General features: G+C 66.2%; 21 protein-coding genes. 14 read left to right on the plus strand and 7 right to left on the minus strand.

All coding sequences use genetic code 11. From position 1 onward, the window contains the following. Positions 1 to 20 precede the first annotated feature (20 nt). From QM672_RS17800 to fae, 7 genes are all read left to right on the plus strand, one after another. Entirely contained in the window at positions 21 to 1,058 is a 1,038-nt protein-coding gene (locus tag QM672_RS17800; protein WP_415084148.1) for a beta-ribofuranosylaminobenzene 5'-phosphate synthase family protein, read from the plus strand. After that, complete coding sequence (locus QM672_RS17805; protein ID WP_311940526.1) at positions 1,058 to 1,951, plus strand: NAD(P)-dependent methylenetetrahydromethanopterin dehydrogenase; 894 nt, start codon at positions 1,058 to 1,060, stop codon at positions 1,949 to 1,951. The genes QM672_RS17800 and QM672_RS17805 overlap by 1 nt, the downstream gene beginning before the upstream one ends. After that, positions 1,917 to 3,071 (plus strand): ATP-grasp domain-containing protein, encoded by a 1,155-nt coding sequence (locus tag QM672_RS17810; protein ID WP_311940528.1) that lies wholly within the window; start codon positions 1,917 to 1,919, stop codon positions 3,069 to 3,071. Before QM672_RS17805 ends, QM672_RS17810 begins: the two co-directional genes overlap by 35 nt. After that, positions 3,068 to 4,042, plus strand: coding sequence for a methenyltetrahydromethanopterin cyclohydrolase (gene mch, locus QM672_RS17815; RefSeq protein ID WP_311940530.1), 975 nt, complete (start codon positions 3,068 to 3,070; stop codon positions 4,040 to 4,042). Before QM672_RS17810 ends, mch begins: the two co-directional genes overlap by 4 nt. Before the next feature lie 94 nt (positions 4,043 to 4,136). Continuing rightward, entirely contained in the window at positions 4,137 to 5,048 is a 912-nt protein-coding gene (locus QM672_RS17820; RefSeq protein WP_367625119.1) for an ATP-grasp domain-containing protein, read from the plus strand. Beyond that, a complete protein-coding gene (locus tag QM672_RS17825; protein WP_415084152.1) occupies positions 5,045 to 5,893 on the plus strand; it encodes a triphosphoribosyl-dephospho-CoA synthase in 849 nt (282 codons plus the stop codon). Before QM672_RS17820 ends, QM672_RS17825 begins: the two co-directional genes overlap by 4 nt. Before the next feature lie 156 nt (positions 5,894 to 6,049). Next, the gene (gene fae / locus QM672_RS17830) at positions 6,050 to 6,556 is read left to right on the plus strand and encodes a formaldehyde-activating enzyme (protein WP_311940534.1); all 507 of its coding nucleotides are present in this window, start codon (positions 6,050 to 6,052) and stop codon (positions 6,554 to 6,556) included. A 424-nt stretch (positions 6,557 to 6,980) separates the two neighbouring features. On the opposite strand, the gene QM672_RS17835 is transcribed toward fae, so the two are convergent. Then, positions 6,981 to 7,703 (minus strand): HisA/HisF-related TIM barrel protein, encoded by a 723-nt coding sequence (locus QM672_RS17835; protein WP_311940536.1) that lies wholly within the window; start codon positions 7,701 to 7,703, stop codon positions 6,981 to 6,983. 82 nt (positions 7,704 to 7,785) lie between these two features. On the opposite strand from QM672_RS17835, the gene QM672_RS17840 reads away from it, so the two are divergent. After that, positions 7,786 to 8,874, plus strand: coding sequence for a hydantoinase/oxoprolinase family protein (locus QM672_RS17840; protein WP_415084155.1), 1,089 nt, complete (start codon positions 7,786 to 7,788; stop codon positions 8,872 to 8,874). Positions 8,875 to 9,021: 147 nt separating this feature from the next. Here QM672_RS17840 and QM672_RS17845 read toward each other — a convergent pair whose 3' ends face one another. The 6 genes from QM672_RS17845 to QM672_RS17870 all read right to left on the minus strand — a co-directional run bounded on the left by QM672_RS17845 (position 9,022) and on the right by QM672_RS17870 (position 13,462). Beyond that, positions 9,022 to 9,597: a DUF447 domain-containing protein gene (locus QM672_RS17845; protein ID WP_415084229.1), complete on the minus strand. Its 576-nt coding sequence runs from the start codon at positions 9,595 to 9,597 to the stop codon at positions 9,022 to 9,024. Positions 9,598 to 9,685: 88 nt separating this feature from the next. Continuing rightward, positions 9,686 to 11,086 carry a DUF6513 domain-containing protein gene (locus QM672_RS17850; protein ID WP_415084157.1) on the minus strand — a complete coding sequence of 467 codons (1,401 nt, stop codon included), beginning with the start codon at positions 11,084 to 11,086 and terminating at the stop codon, positions 9,686 to 9,688. Further along, entirely contained in the window at positions 11,065 to 11,622 is a 558-nt protein-coding gene (locus QM672_RS17855; RefSeq protein ID WP_367624930.1) for a flavoprotein, read from the minus strand. The genes QM672_RS17850 and QM672_RS17855 overlap by 22 nt, the downstream gene beginning before the upstream one ends. Beyond that, the gene (locus QM672_RS17860) at positions 11,619 to 12,218 is read right to left on the minus strand and encodes a uridylate kinase (RefSeq protein ID WP_415084159.1); all 600 of its coding nucleotides are present in this window, start codon (positions 12,216 to 12,218) and stop codon (positions 11,619 to 11,621) included. Before QM672_RS17860 ends, QM672_RS17855 begins: the two co-directional genes overlap by 4 nt. Further along, a complete protein-coding gene (locus tag QM672_RS17865; RefSeq protein WP_415084161.1) occupies positions 12,215 to 12,913 on the minus strand; it encodes a (5-formylfuran-3-yl)methyl phosphate synthase in 699 nt (232 codons plus the stop codon). Before QM672_RS17865 ends, QM672_RS17860 begins: the two co-directional genes overlap by 4 nt. Before the next feature lie 66 nt (positions 12,914 to 12,979). Beyond that, on the minus strand, positions 12,980 to 13,462 hold the full coding sequence (locus QM672_RS17870; protein WP_367625118.1) for a DUF2380 domain-containing protein: 483 nt from the start codon (positions 13,460 to 13,462) through the stop codon (positions 12,980 to 12,982). 301 nt (positions 13,463 to 13,763) lie between these two features. Between QM672_RS17870 and QM672_RS17875 the strand changes: the two genes are divergently transcribed. The 6 genes from QM672_RS17875 to QM672_RS17900 all read left to right on the plus strand — a co-directional run bounded on the left by QM672_RS17875 (position 13,764) and on the right by QM672_RS17900 (position 19,080). Further along, positions 13,764 to 14,975, plus strand: a complete 1,212-nt coding sequence (locus QM672_RS17875) for an ABC transporter substrate-binding protein (protein ID WP_311940549.1) — start codon at positions 13,764 to 13,766, stop codon at positions 14,973 to 14,975. Between the two features lie 39 nt (positions 14,976 to 15,014). Then, positions 15,015 to 15,989: a YVTN family beta-propeller repeat protein gene (locus QM672_RS17880; protein WP_311940551.1), complete on the plus strand. Its 975-nt coding sequence runs from the start codon at positions 15,015 to 15,017 to the stop codon at positions 15,987 to 15,989. 43 nt (positions 15,990 to 16,032) lie between these two features. Further along, positions 16,033 to 16,521, plus strand: coding sequence for an SRPBCC family protein (locus tag QM672_RS17885; protein WP_311940553.1), 489 nt, complete (start codon positions 16,033 to 16,035; stop codon positions 16,519 to 16,521). Between the two features lie 308 nt (positions 16,522 to 16,829). Continuing rightward, a complete protein-coding gene (locus QM672_RS17890; protein WP_311940555.1) occupies positions 16,830 to 17,576 on the plus strand; it encodes an ABC transporter ATP-binding protein in 747 nt (248 codons plus the stop codon). Continuing rightward, entirely contained in the window at positions 17,576 to 18,421 is an 846-nt protein-coding gene (locus QM672_RS17895) for an ABC transporter permease (protein WP_149250623.1), read from the plus strand. Before QM672_RS17890 ends, QM672_RS17895 begins: the two co-directional genes overlap by 1 nt. Next, positions 18,418 to 19,080 carry a hypothetical protein gene (locus QM672_RS17900; protein ID WP_376717730.1) on the plus strand — a complete coding sequence of 221 codons (663 nt, stop codon included), beginning with the start codon at positions 18,418 to 18,420 and terminating at the stop codon, positions 19,078 to 19,080. The genes QM672_RS17895 and QM672_RS17900 overlap by 4 nt, the downstream gene beginning before the upstream one ends. Positions 19,081 to 19,103 lie beyond the last annotated feature (23 nt).

Genomic DNA, 19,103 nt, shown 5'->3' on the forward strand with positions numbered 1-19,103 from the left:
CTATTGGGGAGGCCGCGCCGATGTACCAGCAGAAGGGAACGACCTTACCCGGATTCGAGTCCGCCTCCCTGGCAAGTCCCGCTTCGATCCGGGTAAGGGCGAGTGCGCGCCTGCATCTCGGTTTTCTCGATCTCCATGGCGGTCTCGGTCGCCGTTTCGGCAGCCTGGGGCTGGCCGTGAGCAGCCCTGCCGTGGATCTCGTCGTATCGGATGCCGAACGCCTGATCGCCGAGGGGGAGGAAGCCGAACGCGTGCTGCGCTACGCGGAAGCGGCGGCACACCATCTCCAGGTCGAGCCGCGCGGCCATTTTCGGCTGCGGCGCAGCATCACGCCCCATGCCGGCCTCGGCTCTGGGACGCAGATCGCCCTGGCGGTCGCGGCGGGCCTTGCCAGACTGCGGGGGCGGCCCTTTCAGGCGCGCGACGCCGCAGAGGCGCTCGACAGGGGCAATCGTTCTTCCGCCGGCCTGGCCGCGTTCGAAAAAGGCGGCCTGGTTCTCGATGGCGGACGCGGCGAGGATGATCGCGCGCCTCCGATTCTGGCCCGCCTGCCCTTTCCCGAGGATTGGCGGGTGCTGCTGGTCTTCGACACCTCATCCCACGGCCTGCATGGCGAGGCCGAGGTCAGCGCCTTCCGGCAGTTGCCGCCCTTTCCCGAGGCGGCCGCAGCACATCTGTGCCGTCTTGCCCTGATGCGCATCCTGCCGGCCGCGGCCGGCAGGGATGTCGAGGCTTTCGGTGCCGGCGTGGCCGAGCTGCAGCGCGTGGTGGGTGATCACTTTGCGTCGGCGCAGGGCGGTCGCTTCACCAGTCCGATCGTCACCAAGGTGCTGGCCGCCTGCGAGCAGCGGGGCTTTGGCGGCATCGGGCAAAGTTCCTGGGGCCCCACCGGTTTCGTGATTATCGGTTCCGACAGCGAGGCACGCCGGCTGGTCGCCGAACTGAAGGCCGACGGGTTGCCGCCAGGCATTCGCCTGGAGGTCGTCCGCGGACGCAACCAGGGTGCTCAGGTGCGGATCAACCGTGACCATGCGCTCAAGAGGAGGCTCGCGTTCTGATGGCCCGATCGATCCTGCATATGCTCTCGCCGCTCAAGCATATGAGTCCCTTCGACGTCAACATGGCGGTCGATGCCGGTTTCGATGTCGTCATTCCTTATACGGGTGTGACGTTGGAGGAAATCCGGCCGCTGGTGCAGGACGCCATCTTCTCGCGGGCGCCGGGCGATGGCAGCCGCACCTCGATCTTCATCGGAGGCAAGAACGGCGGCCTTGCGCTCGACATGCTCGATGCCGCACAGAAGGCCTTCGTGCCGCCTTTCGCCCTCAATCTGTTCACCGATCCGGCCGGCTCCTTCACCACGGGCGCGGCCATGGTCGCCAAGGTCAGGGCCGTGCTGAGGGACAAGCATGGCGGCGAACTGGCCGGCCGCAAGGTCGTGATCTTCGGCGGCACCGGTGTCGTCGCCTATTGCGCCGGCGTACTGGTTGCGCTCGAGGGCAGCCACGCCGTGCTGGCGGGCCATGACGGCACCAAGCGAGTGAGCGACATTGCCGCCGGCATCAAGCAGCGCTTCGGCGTCGATATCGGGTATGCCGATGGCAGCACGCCCGAGGCACGCCGGGCGGCAGTCGCCGGTGCCGATATCGTCCTGTCCAGCGGGCCCGCCGGTGTGAACATCCTTTCCGCGGCCGATCTCGAGTCCGTGCCGGGCCTGCTGGTCGCCGCCGATGTCAACGCCGTCCCGCCGGCAGGGGTGGAGGGCGTCGGCGTGATGGCCAATGGCGAGCCTTTTGGACATGGCAAGGCGCTGGCGGTCGGTGCGCTTGCGATCGGAAACGTCAAATACAAGACCGAACTCGGCCTGTTCCGTCGCCTTCTGGCAACCGAGAAGCCGATCAGCCTGGATTTTCGCGATGCGTACAAGCTTGCCCTCGAGATCGCAGGGTGAGGGCGCCAGCGTCCTGATCGCCGCCCAGTCGGGCCGCGGCCTTGCCGCTGCAGCCAGGCGCGCGGGGTACAGGCCGCTGGTCGTCGACCTCTTCGGTGACAGCGATACCAGAGCCCTGGCCGCGGGCTATCGCCAGGTCAAGGGTCGGTTCGGCGTGGGTGTCGCCGGCCTTGCCGTCCTCGACGCGTTGGACCAATTGGCGCTTGCCAGTGCCGGGCCGCCTCTCGGCGTCGTTCTCGGCAGCGGCTTTGAAGCCAGCCCCGCCTTGATCCAGGCCATCGATGAGCGCTTCGGCCTGATCGGTGCCAGTGCCGACACGGTGGCCAGCCTGAAGAATCCGATAGGCTTTGCGCGCCTGCTGGCGGAACTCGGCATCGGCCACCCACAGGTCCGGCTGGAGCCGGTCGCCTCGTCCTCGGGCTGGCTGTCCAAGCGTCGCGGCGGTTCGGGCGGAAGTCATATCCGCAAGGCCCGCCCCAACAGGGTGGTGCGCGGGAGCTATCTGCAGCGGGCGGTCGAGGGGGAGCCGGTTTCCGTCGCCTTCCTCGCCGATGGCCACCGGGCTCAGATGATCGCCCGCACGCGTCAATGGGTTTCGCCCGGCCGGGGGGCGGCATGGCGCTATGGCGGCGCCATCGAGCCGGGCGGGCCGCTTGCGATCGATCCTGAGATTGAGATGGCGATCGGCCGGATCGTGGCGGCCACCCGGTTGCGAGGCCTCGCCAGCGCCGACCTGATGGTGACGCCGGATCGCTGGTGGCTGCTGGAGATCAATCCGCGGCCGGGCGCTACGCTCGATTGCCTCGACCGGCGGAAGACGCCGCTGTTCGAGCGCCATTGCCGTGCAAGCCGAGGCGAATTGGGCGCGTTCGAGGCCCCCCCGAAGGCGGCCGCCGGCACGATGATCGTCTATGCCGACAGGCCTGTCGCCAGGGTGCCCGACATCGCATGGCCGGCTTTCGTGGCGGACCGGCCGGAGCGCGCCAGCGCGATCAAGGCCGGGGCGCCGATCTGCACCGTCGCCGCCACAGGCGGGGAAGCTGTTGAGGTTCGACGTCTGCTCGACCAGCGTGGTGCGGACATCATCCGTCTCGTTCAAGAGGAGAGAATTCCCGCGTGACGATTTTTCTGCAGCCCCCAAGCGTCAATGCCCTGGCCAGACCGTTGGTCGACAGCCTCGTCGCCGATGCGGCGGGCCTGCGGCTGACCGTCAGCGCGGGCCCGGGCGGATGTCGCTTCATCGATGCCGGTGCCGGCGTTCCCGGCTCCATCGAAGCGGGCCGCCGGGTTGCTGAGATCTGCCTGGCGGGGCTCGGCCGTGTATCGATCGCGCCCACGGGGCCGGTGGAGCGCTGGCCCTTCTCCGTCAATGTGCAGACGACCAATCCCGTCCTGGCGTGTCTCGGCTGCCAATATGCCGGCTGGAGCCTGCGCGCCGGAAGCGGCAAGGAGGCCTATTTCGCGCTTGGCTCGGGGCCGGGACGCGCTGCCGCGCGGGTGGAGCCTCTCTTCGTGGAACTGGGCTACAGCGACGAGGCCGACAGTGCCGTCCTGATCCTGGAAACCGCCTCGCCGCCACCGGAGACCGTGGTGCGCAACGTTGCGGAAGCGACGCGGCTGGCGCCCGAAGCCCTCACCTTCATCTATGCGCCGACCCAGAGCCTGGCCGGGGCGACCCAGGTCGTCAGCCGCGTGCTCGAGGTCGCGCTGCACAAGGCGCACAGCCTCGGTTTTCCGCTTGCCGATATCGTCGATGGCTTGGGCACGGCGCCCTTGGCGCCGCCGACGCCGGATTTCGTACGCGCCATGGGCCGCACCAACGATGCGATCATCTATGGCGGGCGTGTCCACCTGTTCGTGGCCGGCACCGCCCAGGCCGCCAAATCGCTGGCTGAAGCCCTGCCGAGTCCCACCTCCCGCGACCACGGCAAGCCCTTCGCCGAGATTTTCAGCCGTTTCAAGGGAGACTTCTATGCCATCGATCCGCATCTGTTCAGCCCGGCGGAGGTCATCGTCACCGCACTCGAGAACGGCGAGACCTTCCGCGGCGGCCATCTGATGCCGGACCTGGTGGATGCCTCCTTCTCGTAGCATCGAACGCCGAGCTCACAGGACCCCAACCTCGCAGGAACCCTTGGTAGGACATCTCGAATTGAACCCGGTCGAACACCCTGTGGGACGCGGATTGCGCATCGGTCTCGCAGCCGACAATGGCGAATGGCATCGCGGGCGCCTGCTTGGCGCCCTGCGCGCCTGCGGCATCGAGCCGGTGCTGTTTTCCCTGGCTGATGTGGCCATGGTCACCGGCGGGGGCGAGCCGTTGCGCATTCCCGGCTTCGAGGGAGAATTGCCGGATGGGGTGCTGCTGCGCACCATATCGGGCGGCACCTTCGAGGCGACCACCCTGCGGCTCGGCGTGCTGCATGCCCTGGTCGCCGCGGGCGTGGTGGTGTGGAACGACCCCCGCGCCATCGAGCGCTGCGTCGACAAATCGATGACCAGCCTGCTGATCGCCAGGGCCGGCCTGCCGACGCCGGATACCTTCGTGGTGTCGAGCCGGGAGGCGGCGATGGACATCGTGCGGCGCGAGGCCAAGCCGGGCGTGCCGTTGGTTCTCAAGCCCCTGTTCGGCTCCCAGGGCGAGGGCCTGCGCCTGATCGGCATACCGGACGATCTTCCCCAACTCGAGGAGGTGGCGCGGGTTTATTATCTGCAGCGTTTCGTGCGCCGGAACGTCGAGGGCTGGCGGGACTATCGCGTCTTCGTCTGCGACGGTCGCGTGGTGGCAGCCATGGCGCGCGAGGGCGATGGCTGGATCACCAATGTCCACCAGGGAGGGCGCCCATCGCCCTGGCGGATGCCGGAGGAGGCTGCGGACCTTGCCCTGAGGGCGGCGCAGGCAGTCGATGTATCCTATTGCGGGGTCGACCTCATCGAGGATGATCGCGGCCGCTTCCTGCTCCTCGAGGTCAACAGCATGCCGTCCTGGTCCGGCCTGCAGAGCATCGTCGACGTCGATATCAGCGAGGCCGTCGTCCGTGCCTTCCTGAAGGCCGTCTACGCCGCCCACCGTCCGGCAATGGTGGCCGTGTCATGAACTATCACCGCCCCAGCCTCGATCTTGCCGGTGCCTACCGGGACGCCTGCCTCGCCGAACTCCGGGCCCTGAAGCCCGGCAATGTGCATGTCTTCGCCGATATCGGCGAGACCAAGGTCGCCGATTTCGAGGCGAGCGCGGTGGCCTCCGCACCCTGGATCGGCCAACCGGGCGCCAGCGTCGGGGCTCGTATCCTCGCTGCCATCCGGGCGACGCGCGAGACCATAGGCTGGAACACCAATCTGGGTATCGTGCTGCTTTGTGCGCCGCTTGCTGCGGCCGCCGAGGCGGGGGGAGACTTGCGTGCGGCGCTTGCCTCGATCTTGTCGGGACTCGACAGGATCGATGCGCGCGATGCTTTCGAGGCGATCCGCCTGGCTTCGCCCGGCGGGCTGGGAAGCGCCGATCGCCACGATGTCCACGAAGCGCCGACCGTGACCTTGCGCGAAGCGATGGCTGAGGCGGCGGCGCGCGACCGCATTGCCCGGGCCTATCTCACCGATTTCGAGGATGTCTTCGAGACGGGCCTGCCGGCGCTCCGGCAGGCACAAGCGGCGGGCCTCGATGAGCCTTGGTGTACCACGTCGGTGCACATGGCGTTCCTGTCGCGTTTTGCCGATACGCATATCGAGCGCCGCCGCGGCCGCGAGCAGGCCGAAGCCGTGCGGGCGCGCGCCGCCGAAATCATCGAGGCGGGTCCACCAGGCCCGGCCTCGCTCGCAACCTTGCTGGCATTCGATGCCGAACTGAAGAAAGGAGATCTCAACCCCGGAACTTCCGCCGACTTCACCGTGGCGACATTGTTTGCCGCCGCGATCATGCGCCTTCCGGCCGCGGGCACCTGAACGGATGCTTGCTGGTGACGGAATGCGCGATTACGCTCATAAAGCTATCTGGCCAACCGGTTCGGCGCCGTGTCGAACGCTGCAAACAAGGATAGATGGCTCGGCCGCCGCTCCAAGGGATCGGGGCCTTTGTTCTCGCAGGGAGGACTATCGAATATGGCAAAGATCAACAAGGTTCTGATCGGCGAATCCCTTGTCGGCGACGGCAATGAAGTCGCTCATATCGACCTGATCATGGGTCCTCGCGGCTCGGCCGCGGAGACGGCGTTCTGCAACGCCCTCACCAACAACAAGGACGGCTTCACCTCGCTTCTGGCGGTGATCGCCCCAAACCTGCAATGCAAGCCCAACACCTTGCTGTTCAACAAGGTGACGATCAAGGGCGCCAAGCAGGCGGTGCAGATGTTCGGTCCGGCCCAGCACGCCGTGGCGCGTGCGGTGCAGGACAGCGTCGCCGACGGTACCATTCCCGCCGACGAGGCCGACGACATCTTCATCAGCGTGGGCGTCTTCATCCACTGGCTGGCGGACGACGACGCCAAGATCCAGAAATACAACTACGAAGCGACCAAGCAGGCGATCGAACGCGCCGTCAATGGCTGGCCGAGCGCGGCCGAAGCCACCAGCAAGCGCGAGCAGGTCAAGCACCCCTTCGCCGCATAGATCGGGGACAGCCCTGGGCAGGAGCCGCCTGCTGCGCCCATGCCTGCAGGCCTGCTTCAGCGGCTGGCTGCCATCTTTCTCGGACGCTGAAACTTCGCCGGAGGAACCCAGTTTCTCCGGCGAAACCTAGATCGTCGTTGTTTCGCTGCGCGTAACCGCTCACCTCTGGCGGCAAGGTCGAGCCGCCCCTCACCGTACCTCTCCCCGTAAGAACGGGGCGAGGGGGCACAAGTGTTGCGATTTGTCCCAAAACCTCTCATCTCGCCCAACGGGTTGCGCGAGATGAGGCGCTTTCAGTCAAAAGTGCTCGGTCGAAGTCTCCTCGCCCCGTTCTTACGGGGAGAGGTACGGTGAGGGGCCGCACCACGGTGAGCGATATCGCTGTGCTCGCAATGACGGGTCACCTATGATGCCGGTTGGTTTTTTACAGGCGCCCGTCATGCAGGGCAGAAGCGACGAGAATGCCGGACACGCCGATTTCGGCGAGGGCGGCAAGATCGCCCTTGTCCCGCAGGCCACCGGCGGCATACAGCCTGCAACGGGCAGGAGCCTGCCGACGAAGCGTGGACAGCCTTTCGAGATCAGGGCCGCTGCCCATGCCCACGCGCCCCAGCGTCATGACGATCACCCGTTCCGGCCAGATCGAGGGCGTGGCGAGGATCGCGTCCGGGCCGACATAGTCGTCGCCGCGAAAATCCAGCGACAGTACGGCTTGACCGGCCAGGTCCCGCACGAGCCTGTCGTCGCTCTGGCTCTCCGAGCCTAGCACCGGAAGGCCGAGCCCTTCCTCCAGGAAGGCTTCCGCTTGCGAGCGGGTGGCAATGCCGGCATCGACCCACAGGCGTACCGCCGGAAAGGCGGCGGCGAGACGCCGGAGACTTGTGGTATCGCGCCCGCGTCCCTCGATACCATCGAGATCGGCGACGTAGAGTTGGGGGGACGGGGCGACCTTGAGCAGGCCGGTGGCGACGTCGACCGGATCAGCCGTGGGGCTGAGCGGCGTGACGATCGGCTGGTAATGAGCCCGGTCTCCGGCCTTGGCCCGCACCACCGATCCGTGGCGGAGATCGATGACCGGCACGATCTCGACGCCGCGGCTTGCGCCCGGAGCGGCATGGGCTTTGTCCTGTCGATCCGGTGCGGGCATGATGACGACTCGAAAGCGGCGTTGCCCCTTTGTGGCACGGCGCCTTGAATGGTGGAAGCAACAGGCCGTGAAAGTGATCGGTATGGATTCGACTGCGTATGATGATCCGGGGCTCGCCACGAACGACCTGGTGCTGGGCTGGGATCTCGGGGGCGTGCATGTCAAGGTTGCCGCCGTGGCACAGGGCCGGCTCAAGGCGGTGAGGCAGGAGCCCTACCAGATCAGGCAGGGGCTTGCAGTGCTCGACGGAGCCTTCGCCGCCCTGCCGGCCTGGGCGCGCGAGGCGCGCCACCATGCGGTGACCATGACCGGTGAGCTCAGCGCTCTGTTCGACGATCGCGCCGCCGGCGTCGCGGCGCTGACCGACTGGGCCACCCGGCATTGCCAGGGCGAGATCGCCATCTATGGCGGACGGGCGGGTTTCCTGCCTCCCCATCGCGCGGCTGCCCATGCAGTGGATGTCGCCTCGGCCAACTGGCATGCGACCGCGGCCTTCGTTGCTTCCCGCCTGCCGAATGCCCTGCTGGTCGACATCGGCTCAACCACCTCCGATCTCATCCCGATCGAGGAAGGCAGGATCACGGGCGTCGGCTACACGGATGCTGAAAGACTGGCATCGGGCGAACTCGTCTATGCCGGCGTCGTGCGCACGCCTTTGATGTCGCTCGCCGAAAGACTGCCCTTCCAGGGGCAGGACGTCACGCTGGTCGCCGAGCATTTCGCCACCATTGCCGATGTCCATCGCCTGCTCGGCACCTTGCCCGAGGAGGCCGACCAGCACGACACGGCCGATGGCCGCGACAAGAGCCTCGCCTCCACGCGGACAAGGCTCGCACGCGTCGTCGGCCAGGACGCGGGCGACGCGCCCGATCATGTCTGGAACGAGCTGGCGGCTCATTTCGCCGAACTGCAACTGCGCCGCCTGCACGATGCCGCCGCACGCATCCTGTCGCGCCGCAAAGGCACGGCGCGCCCGCCGGTGGTGGGCTGCGGCGTCGGCCGCTTCGTGGTGCAGGCGTTGGCGGCCCGCATAGGCCTCACCTATCACGATCTTGCCGATCTGGTGCCGAGCGCCGAGGGGGCGGAGAGCTACTGGGCCTCCTCCTGCGCGCCGGCAGTGTCGCTCGCACTGCTCGCGGCCGATCGGGTTTCGGATGCAGCTCGGGGCTGAAGCACGTTGTCATCCCCGGCGAGCCACATCGTGGCGAGGGAAGGGGATCCCGGGGCCATAATTGGAGTTTTTCAGCCCCTGGATTCTCTTCCCCTCGCTATGCTCGGCCGGGAATGACAGAACTGTTTTGGGTCCGGAGGACGCGTCTCAGCCGGATGAGCCAGCCGGTGTCGGCCCGGCCAGGATCTTTTCCTCGATCCACTGCCAGGCTTCCAGCTCCGCCTCGCCGGCCGTCTTGCCGATGGCGATGCGAAGGTAGTCCATCTCGGTGCGGATCTTGTCGGAGCTGAGCATGTGCAACCTCGTCGACAGGATGGCCGCTTCCAGCACGGCCGCCTGGGCGCGATTATAGCCGAGGAAGGGCTGATGCAGACCCCGATGTACGACGCGGCAGCGAAAACGGGGCCTGACCTCGTCGGGAATCACGGCTTCGACCGCAAGCTCCATATGGGCGAAGGCCTCGGCCAGCCTGACGCCCTCGATCCGCTCGCACGGGAGGGTCGCCCAGCCGCGCCGCCCGGTGACACAGCCGGCGATCACCCTGACGTCGACCGGGGCCGCGGCGGCAAGGAAGGGATGGCGTTCCAGATTGGCGATGGTCGGCGAGGGGCGGAAGGGTGCGACCACATAGTGCTCGCCTTCCTCGATCAGGCCGAAGGGCACCAGATGGGCGCTGCCGTCGGCATTGAGCGTGGTGACGATGGTTTCGAGAATGCGCGGCATCATTCGTTCCTCTACGCGACAACCCACCTTCGTGGCGCGCCAATTCTTTACCCTCCCCCTCCAGGGGAGGGTGGAGAATCGGCTCTCCTCATTTTTTTGTTTCCTTGCGGCCGGCCAGCGTATGGCCGGGCGCCTTGAAGCCGGTGGCGTCTTCGCTTGGCCTGTCCGCGGCGCAGCCGAAATCGAGCGGCTCATCCTGGGCATAGCGCTTGCCGAGCCGCCAGGCGGTCTCCGCCTTGGCCAGTTCCGTGCCGAGATAGAAGGCATGGGCGGCATCGCCGGCGACATCGAGCTCGGGATAGAAGGCCAGGGCATCCGTGCCGCGGGCATGGATGGCGCGATTATAGGCGTGGATGCCGTCATCGCTGACCTCGATGCGGAAATTGGCATCGCGCACTGCCTGCGCATTCTGCTCCACCTGTTCCGGCGAACTCACCACCGGCCGCTTGTCATGGAGAGCGAGCAGGGCCGAGCCATAGCCTTTGGGCAGGGAGCCATCGGCCTTGGCTGCGAACATCAGCCGGCGCGCGGCGTCGTGCTCCTGCAGCGTGCGGCGGGTGTGGGCGCTGACCTGCACCACCAGCACCTGGCGGATGGCGAGTTCCGAACAGATCCCCATCAAGAGGGTGGTGAGGCCCAGGCTGTCGGCTTCGGTCAGCTCCGTAAGATTGCCGGTTCCCATCAATATTTCGGCCTGCGGTTTCAGGTGCCGGAACTCGACATAGCGTGCGAGCGAGGCGGCAAAGCCGAAATGGATGGGATCGAGCACGGGATCGGCGATATAGGGTCGGCCCTCCTGCTCCATGCGCTCGACCGCCCGTAGCAGCGAGGCGAGATCGCTGGGCTCGACCGGCACCAGCACCGGGACCGCCTGCGTCCCCAGGGCGAGATCGAGCGTATGTTCGTTGAGGCTCAGCAGGAAATCGGCGCCGGCCTCTGCGCCTCGCCTGAGTTCGGCGGGCGCGGCGCTGTCGACGCTGACCTTGAAGCCGTGATGCTTGAGCAGCCTGATGCTGTCTTCGAGATGCGGGAAGGGCGTGTCGGGCAGTGCGCCGAGGTCGATGACATCAGCGCCCTTGGCAGCCATGGCGCGGGCGCGTTCCAGCACTTGCTCGGGCGAAAGCTGGGAGGCGTCGACGATCTCGGAAAAGATGGTGACGTCGTGGCGCGAGAGATCGGGCGGATGGCCGCCCCGGCCGAGAAAGGCGGGCAGGTCTGCGATCTCGTCGGGGCCGCGCTGCACGGGAATGCCGAAATGGCCGGAAAGGGCTTCGAGGTCGGCCCGGCAACGGCCGGGCAACAAGACGCGCGTGATGCCCTCGGGCAGGGTGACGCGCCGGCGGATGATCTCCTCCGTCATCAGGGCAGCGACCTTGACGCCGGCATCGAGGATCAGCCAGTCGAAGGAAACCGGGCCCAGAGCCGTCATCGTGCGTTCGAGCCTCACGCGGCTGAGATGGCCGGTGATCAGGGCGAGATGGTCACGCATTTCAGCCTTTCCAGCACCGCCTGGCGCAGGCTCTCATAGGTCTCGACCACCGTCGTCGCCTCGAATTCCTTGAGCTTTTCGACATTGTCGAGGTCGATGCGCCTTGGATAGACCTTGACCATGCCGGAGGGGGCCTGCGTCTCCATCTCCGGTGCCGTGTCGCAGGCAAACACGATCGAGGGGATGCGGCATTTGCCGGCCTGCGCATAGACATTGGTGGCGAGCGTGTCGGAGATGCCGAACACGCATTTGGCCACGGTGTTCGAGGTCGCCGGCGCCACCACCAGCGTATGGTAGTCGCCGTGATAGAAGGCACCGACCGGGGCGGCGCTGGCCGTGGTGTCCTTGATCAGCCGCGTGCCCTTGGGCAACGCCTCGAACTGCTTGCGATACATGCGGATCACCTCGGCTGCGGCGCGGGTGACGAAGAGGTCGCAATCCCCCACTTCACGAATCAGCTCCAGGCATTCGGTGAAGTAATGCCCGGAGCCGGTGAGGGCCCAGGCCAGGCGTGGTTGTGCAGGACGCCGGCTCATGAAGCCTCGCAGGGAACGGGAAACAGCGCGGCAAGCCTGTCGTCGCTGGAAGGACCCGCTACCACGATGGAACCGGCGAACCGGGCCGCGTAGCGGGGAAAATGGGTGTCGACGATATCGGCCGCCGCCAAGGCGGCGGGGGTCGATTCGGCGGGGACGTCGACAGACTTGACCAGAATGAGCCTGTCGGCCCTCAGTTCGGCGGCCAGCCAGGCCGCCAGGCTGTCCGACGTCACCGCCCAGCTCTCGGCAATATCGGGATGTCCGGCACGCAGTTCGGCGGGATGCCAGATCGGGAGCCTGCCCTCCCCCAGAGCTGTCGTGACGTCAGCCCTGCTTCCCACCGCTGTCAGGCGCGGATGGCGGGTGGCCAGCACTTCGGCCAGGTGCGTCATGGCGTCGAGGGCGAGGCGATGGGCGAGGATGTCGTCGAAGGGCATGGCCGCCTGGACCTGGCGCACCGCATCGGCAAAGGGGCCACCGCCGGCGACCAGTACCAGCGGTGTCTCGATTTCGCTGGCGAGTTGTCCGAGCAGCCGCTCGAGGCGGGCCGAGCCGCACAGGCTGCCGCCGATCTTGACCACGGTCAGGCTCATGCAGCCTGCTCGCCGTGCCGGACTGCCTGAAGGCGGCGAGCCGCGCGGCCGATGGCCTGCGGGTCGAGCTGGCCGCGGCGATTGCCGGCCAGGCAGAGCCCGCCGCGGAAACCGAGATAGTCGGGGCCGAGGGCGGCGAGCGGGGCGATGTCCTCGATGCGCAGGGAGCCGGCAAGCCCTGACATCAGGCCGAGCTGGCGACAGCCCGCGACAAAGGAGCCGAGCTGGTCCATCGTCAGCAGGTCGGGCAGGCGGATCCCCCTTTTTTGGCTCGTATCCAGCATGGCACCGACAAAACCGGCTTCATGCAGCGCGGCCGTGAGGGACAGCGGCGGGTTCTCGTCGGCGAACAGGACCGCGATGAAGCGGCCATGCCCGGCAAGCCGCCGGCCGAGCGCAGCGACGCTGGCAGGCTGGGCCATCGTCCGGCCGAGGCCGAGCTTGACGAAGGTGACGCCGGTGGTGGCGATCGCCAGGGCACTGTCGGCAAGGCGCTCGACATCGTCGTCGTCGCCGGCAACGGCACTGGTGATGGTGTCCTCGGGCAGGCCGGCCTGAATGCTGCGGATAGTGGCAAGCGGCAGGGCGCCCAGGGCGCCGGCCTCCGGATCCTTGGCATCGATGAGATCGGCCCCCTGCGCAAGGGCGAGCCCAGCTTCGGCGCTGTCGACGACACTGACAAGCAAACGGGTCACGATGCGCTCTTCCTCTTTATGTCCCACAATGCCCTCATGGGCGTTCGGCGGCAACCATGCGATTTTTCACCGCGCCTGCCGCGCCTCTTCCTGCAACTGGCCCAGAACGAAGTCCGTGGCGTGCTGCCAGGCCTCATTCGTGTCGCCGCGGAAGCTGATCTGCCGGAAGAAGATGCGCTTGCCGTCCTTGGCGTCGAAAACGCCAACCCAGATCGCCGAGATCAGGGTGCTGGTCTTGTGCACGGCTCCGGTCAGGATGAAATCCGCACCGGCCTTGCGTGCTTCTCCCAGCAGGCAGTCCTGGTCGTTGCCGGCACAGGCGATGATTCCCGGCGTGGCCGGAACGATTCGGTAGAAGCCGCCCGCCTGCAGCCGGTCGGTCAGGCGGGTCGACATCGCCTTCAGCCGGTCGGCATGGGCTTCCTTCTGGTCGGATGCCTCGCCGGACGTGTCGAGATAGCCGAAGGGCAGGGCGAGCAGGGCCTTACCGGCCTCGCTGGCGCGGGCCGGCACGGGGTGCACAAGGGCCGCTGCCAGCAGGACAAGCATTGCCACGCCCGTCTGCCGCAGCTGGCCGCGATGTCTTCCGATCCAATACTTCAGGCTGCGCCGGTGCGTTCCTGCAATCAGGGACATCCATTCAAGCACAGTGGTCCCTTCGTAACTAAGAATATTCTATGAAAGCATGTCAGTTCACGTTCTAGTAAAAATTGCCATGAACATGAAGGCCAGTACAGACTGTATTCGGCTTATAAATTCCTTAGGTATATTAAGTTGACGTTCTTCAATTGCAATGCGTAAGCTTGCTGATGTTCAGGCACGCAGAGGCCTGCGCGTTCGGGAGCGAAATGTGTTACCGGCTGCGAGTTCAAAAAGCCTGTCCAGCCTGATGGCAGCCTTGCTGTGCGCCTTTGTGGCCATGCTGTCCTGCGGCACGGCAAGGGCGGCCGAACCGCTTGAGGTCCGCATCGGGGTCATTACCCACAAGGCACCGCCGCCCGCGCTCTACGAGCTCGATCCCACGCCGGAAGACGAGGCCGCGGCCGGTGCGGGGCTTGCCATCGACGACAACAACACCACAGGCCGCTTTTCCGGTCAGCGCTATGTGCTGGATCAGGTCGTGCTGGACAAGGACCAGTCGCCGGTGGAATCGGCCGTCAAATTGGCCGATGCGGGGGCGAAATTCCTGGTCGTCGCCCTGACGGCGGACGAACTCCTCGCCGTCGCCGATGCCCTCAAGGGACGGCCGGTGGTGGTGTTCAACGCTGCCGCGCAGGACGACCGGCTGCGCGGCGCCGATTGCCGCGCCAATGTGTTCCACGTTCCGCCGAGCCGCGCCATGCTGACCGATGCGCTGGTGCAGTATCTGGCGACCAAGCGTTGGATGAAGCTCTTCCTCACCTACGGGCCTACCGCGGCGGACAAGCTCTATGCCGACGCGCTCAAGCAGTCGGCCAAGAAGTTCGGGCTTACCCTCGTCGCCGAGAAGGCCTGGGAATTCGGTCCGCTCGCCCGCGCCCGCAGCGACAGCATCACCCAGTCGGATGCCTTGGTGTTCAGCCGCGGCGTCGACTACGACATCATGCTGGTGGCCGATGAGGAGGCCGATTTCGGCGACTATCTCAGCTATCGCACCTGGGACCCCAAGGTCATCGCCGGTACGCAGGGCCTGATCGCGACCTCCTGGCACCGCGCCCAGGATGCCTGGGGGTCGGCGCAATTGCAGAGCCGCTTCTTCAAGCGGGCCAAGCGGACCATGCGGCCGATCGACTATCAGGCCTGGGTCGCGGTACGTGCGGTGGGGGAAGCCGTGACGCGGACCAAGTCGGCAGATCCGGCGGCGATCTCGACCTTCCTCGTCGATCCGAAATTCCAGCTGGCCGCCTTCAAGGGCGTACCGGTGAATTTTCGCGGTTGGGACCACCAGCTGCGCCAGCCGGTGCTGATTGCCCAGCCGATGGCGATCGTTTCGGTGTCGCCGCAGCCCGGTTACCTGCATCAGCGCAGCGTGCTCGATACGCTCGGCGCCGATCAGCCCGAAAGCCAATGTCATTTGCCGTGAACGCGCTGCGGGGATGCCCGCCTGGAGAGGAACCGGATCATGCCGCATTTCGCCAAGGCTGCTTTTTTGGGGCTGGCGGCCGCTTGCCTGGCCGGCACGGCGCAGGCCTACACGGTCTATGTCTCCAATGAGAAGGGCAATTCGATCTCCGTGATCGATTCCGAGACCCAGACCGTCAAGCAGACCGTGCCGACGGGCCGGCGCCCGCGCGGCATCACCATCTCCAATGACGGAAAATCCCTCTATCTGTGCGCCAGTGACGACGATGGCGTCGAGGTGATCGACACGGCGACGATGAAGGTGGCCCGCACCTTGCAGTCGGGGCCCGATCCCGAACTCTTCATCCTGCACCCTTCCGGCAACCCCCTCTACATCGCCAATGAGGACGATGCCCAGGTGACGGTGGTCGACGTGCAGCAAAACAAGGTGCTGGCCACCGTGCCCGTCGGCGTCGAGCCGGAGGGCATGGGCATCAGCCCTGACGGCAAGATGCTGGTGAACACCTCCGAGACCACCAACATGGCCCATTTCATCGACACCACCAGCTTCCAGGTGATCGATAGCGTGCTGGTGGATTCACGTCCGCGCTTTGCCGAATTCAACAAGGACAATTCCAAGGTCTGGGTGAGCTCCGAGGTTGGCGGCACCGTCAGCGTGATCGAGCCGGCCACCCGCAAGATCCTCAAGAAGATCGAATTCCAGGTCCCGGGCGTCACCGCCGAGACGATCCAGCCCGTTGGCGTGCGCGTCACCAAGGATGGCAAGACGGCCTTCGTGGCGCTCGGGCCCGCCAACCGCGTCGCGGTGATCAATGGCGAGACCCTGGAGGTCGAGAAATATCTGCTGGTGGGCCAGCGCGTCTGGCAGCTCGCCTTCACGCCGGACGAAAAATATCTCTACGCCACCAACGGCAATTCCAACGACGTGTCGGTGATCGATGTCGCCAGCCAGAAGGTGATCAAGACCATTCCGGTCGGCGAGGCCCCCTGGGGCGTGGTGGTTTCGCCGAACTGACGCGACACGACGATTCAATCAGCAAGATCTGGGGAGGAAGAACATGCGTATCGCGACTCTTGTCGGCGCCGTGGCGGTATTGGGCCTTGCTTGCAGCCCGGCCCTCGCGGAAAAAAACTCCAATCGCGTCGAGGGCAAGGGCACGCCGGCCAAAGCCTGGGCCCTGATCGGCGATTTCTGCGGTATCAAGACTTGGCATCCGGCCATCGCTTCCTGCGAGCTTTCGGAAAAGGACGGCGCCAAGATCCGCACACTCACCACCAAGGACGGCGCCAAATTCGTCGAAAAGCTGGTCAAATGGGACGACAAGGACACGTCCTACACCTATGCGATTCTCGAGAGCCCCCTGCCGATCGAGAATTACGTCTCCACCCTGAAGGTGGAAGAGGACGACGAACCGGGCAAGATCGCCATCACCTGGTCGTCCACCTTCGACCCCAAGGGCGTCTCGGGAGATGCTGCGCGCAAGGCTGTGGCAGATATCTATCTGGCCGGTCTGCTCCAGCTCAAGGCCAAGCTCAAGGGCAAGTGATGGTTGTGAAATACCGTTCATTTTGGGCCTGGCGAGCCGATCAGGTGCGGTGAAATGGTTACAGGATGGTGCTGCCCGTCACCCTTACCCTCTCCCCGCAAGCGGGGCGAGGGGACCTCGGCGTCGCGTTTTGTCCCGCAAGCTCAACGTCTCACGTTGATGCGCGGCGCTTGGCGCTCCCTCGCCCCGCTCTTGCGGGGAGAGGGTAAGGGTGAGGGGCAGCGCAAACCCCTGCCAGCAACTCTTCGTTCTGCCGTCCGCCGGGCCTGGTGTATCCTGCCGCATCCTCGGCGTGACAGGGATCAACCATGACGGTTCGTTCGGACAAGCCGGCGCTCTCGGTCTCGGCCGTCGGTCATCGTTTTGGCAAACGCGAAGCGTTGACCGACGTTTCGCTCGAGGTGCAGGCCGGGCGCTTCGTCGCCCTGCTGGGGCCGAACGGCGCCGGCAAGACGACCCTGTTCTCGATCGTGACGCGGCTCTATCAGAACCGTTCCGGCCGCGTCGAGGTCTATGGGCATGATCTCAATCTCACGCCGTCGCGGGCACTTGCCGAGCTCGGCGTCGTCTTCCAGGCCCGCACGCTCGATGCCGACCTGACGGTACGCCAGAACCTTGCCTATCACGCGGCCTTGCACGGCCTCGGCGGGAAGGCGGTCCGCGAGCATATTCTTACGCTTCTGCGACGCGTGGGCCTTGCCGAGCGGGCCGACGAGAAGGTTCGCACGCTTTCCGGTGGCCAGGCCCGGCGCGTGGAGATCGCACGCGCGCTGGTGCACAGGCCCCGCCTCCTGCTCCTGGACGAGCCGACCGTCGGCCTCGACCTTGCAGCCCGGGCCGACATCGTCGCCACGGTGCGGCGCCTGGTCGATGAGGAGGGCATCGCAGTGCTGTGGGCCACCCATATCTTCGAGGAAATCGCCGACAACGACGACGTCTATGTCCTGCACCAGGGCCGCATCGTCGCCGAGGGCAAGGCGGCCATGCTCGCTGCTCGCAGCGGCGCCAGCCTGGCCGAGACCTTCCGCCGCCTGACTGACAGGGAGGCCGCCTGATGTCGGATACGGCACTCACCTCGCGGCTGAGCTTTTCGGGTTATCTGGTCTGCCTGGGCGGCATCGCGCATCGGGAGATGCTGCGTTTCGTCAACCAGAAGGAACGTTTCCTGTCGGCGCTGGTGCGCCCGCTGATCTGGCTCTTCATCTTCGCTGCCGGCTTTCGCAATGTGCTGGGGGTCTCGATCCAGCCGCCCTACGAGACCTATGTGCTCTACGAGACCTATGTCGTGCCGGGCCTGGCGGTGATGATCCAGCTCTTCTACGGCATGCAGTCCTCGCTTTCGATGGTCTATGACCGCGAGGTCGGCTCGATGCGGGTGCTGCTCACCAGCCCCTTCCCGCGCTGGTCTTTGCTGGCCGCCAAGCTGACGGCGAGCGTGCTGGTGTCGGTCCTGCAGGTCTATGTCTTCCTGGCGATCGCAGCCTGGTGGGATGTCGACGCGCCGGTGCAGGGCTATGTCCTGGCCCTGCCGGCGCTGGTGCTGACCGGCCTGATGCTCGGCTCGATCGGCCTCTTCCTGTCCTCGCTGATCCGCCAGCTCGAAAATTTCGCCAGCGTGATGAACTTCGTGATCTTCCCGATGTTCTTCGCCTCCTCGGCGCTCTACCCGCTCTGGCGCATCCGGGAGGCGAGCGAGGGTCTTTATCTGACCTGCCTCGCCAACCCGTTCACCCATGGGGTCGAGCTGGTGCGCTTTGCCCTTTATGGCCGGCTCGAGCCGGTCGCGCTTGCGGTGGTGGTGGGCACCACGGTGCTGTTCTTCGCCGCCGCGCTCATCGCCTATGACCCGTCCCGCGGCCTGATGGTGCGCCGCGGCGGCCCCAAAGGAGAAGCATCATGAGATCTGGCAGGCCCCCGAAATCTGGCAGGTCCGTGGTGCGGACCCTTCGGCCGGCCATCCTGGTGGTGATGCTGGCGGGTGGCGTGGATTGGGTTCACACCGTGCAGGCCCAGCAGCCCCAGCCCGATCCGGACTGGCCCTGCATCCAGCGCAAGGTCGGCACGCTGAGCGCCGGCGTGGTCTGGAGCGGGCCGGATATCGCGACGGCCGGCGACTGGACCAAGGATTTCGACACGGCGGCGATGGCCCAGAAGCTCGCCTCGCGCCGGACGCCGATCGAGGAGGTCGATGGTCTGCTCGACGGTTTCGTACAGCAGACCGGGGCGGAGAAGGACGCCCGCCTGACGCGCCTGTTCGCCGGTGTGCTCGAACTGGTCAATGAGGAGCGCGACAAGATCCTGGGCGGCATCGGCCGCTATGCGCGCGGCCAGAACAAGCTCGCCGATCGCATCCGCGACGAGAGCGACAAGATCGGTGCCGCCAAGGATTCCCCCAGCGCGGTGGGCAGCAAGGAAACGGATGATCTCGAAACCCAGCTCAAATGGGACAAGCGCATCTTCGAGGAGCGCGGCCGCTCCCTGACCTATGTCTGTGAGACGCCGGTCCTGCTGGAGCGTCGATTGTTCGACATCGCCCGGCGCATCCAGCAGCGCTTGTGACAGGGGCGGTCGGTCGCTTCCGT

It is taken from the genome of Labrys sp. (in: a-proteobacteria) (assembly GCF_047605565.1).
In the GTDB taxonomy this organism is placed as follows: domain Bacteria; phylum Pseudomonadota; class Alphaproteobacteria; order Rhizobiales; family Labraceae; genus Labrys; species Labrys neptuniae.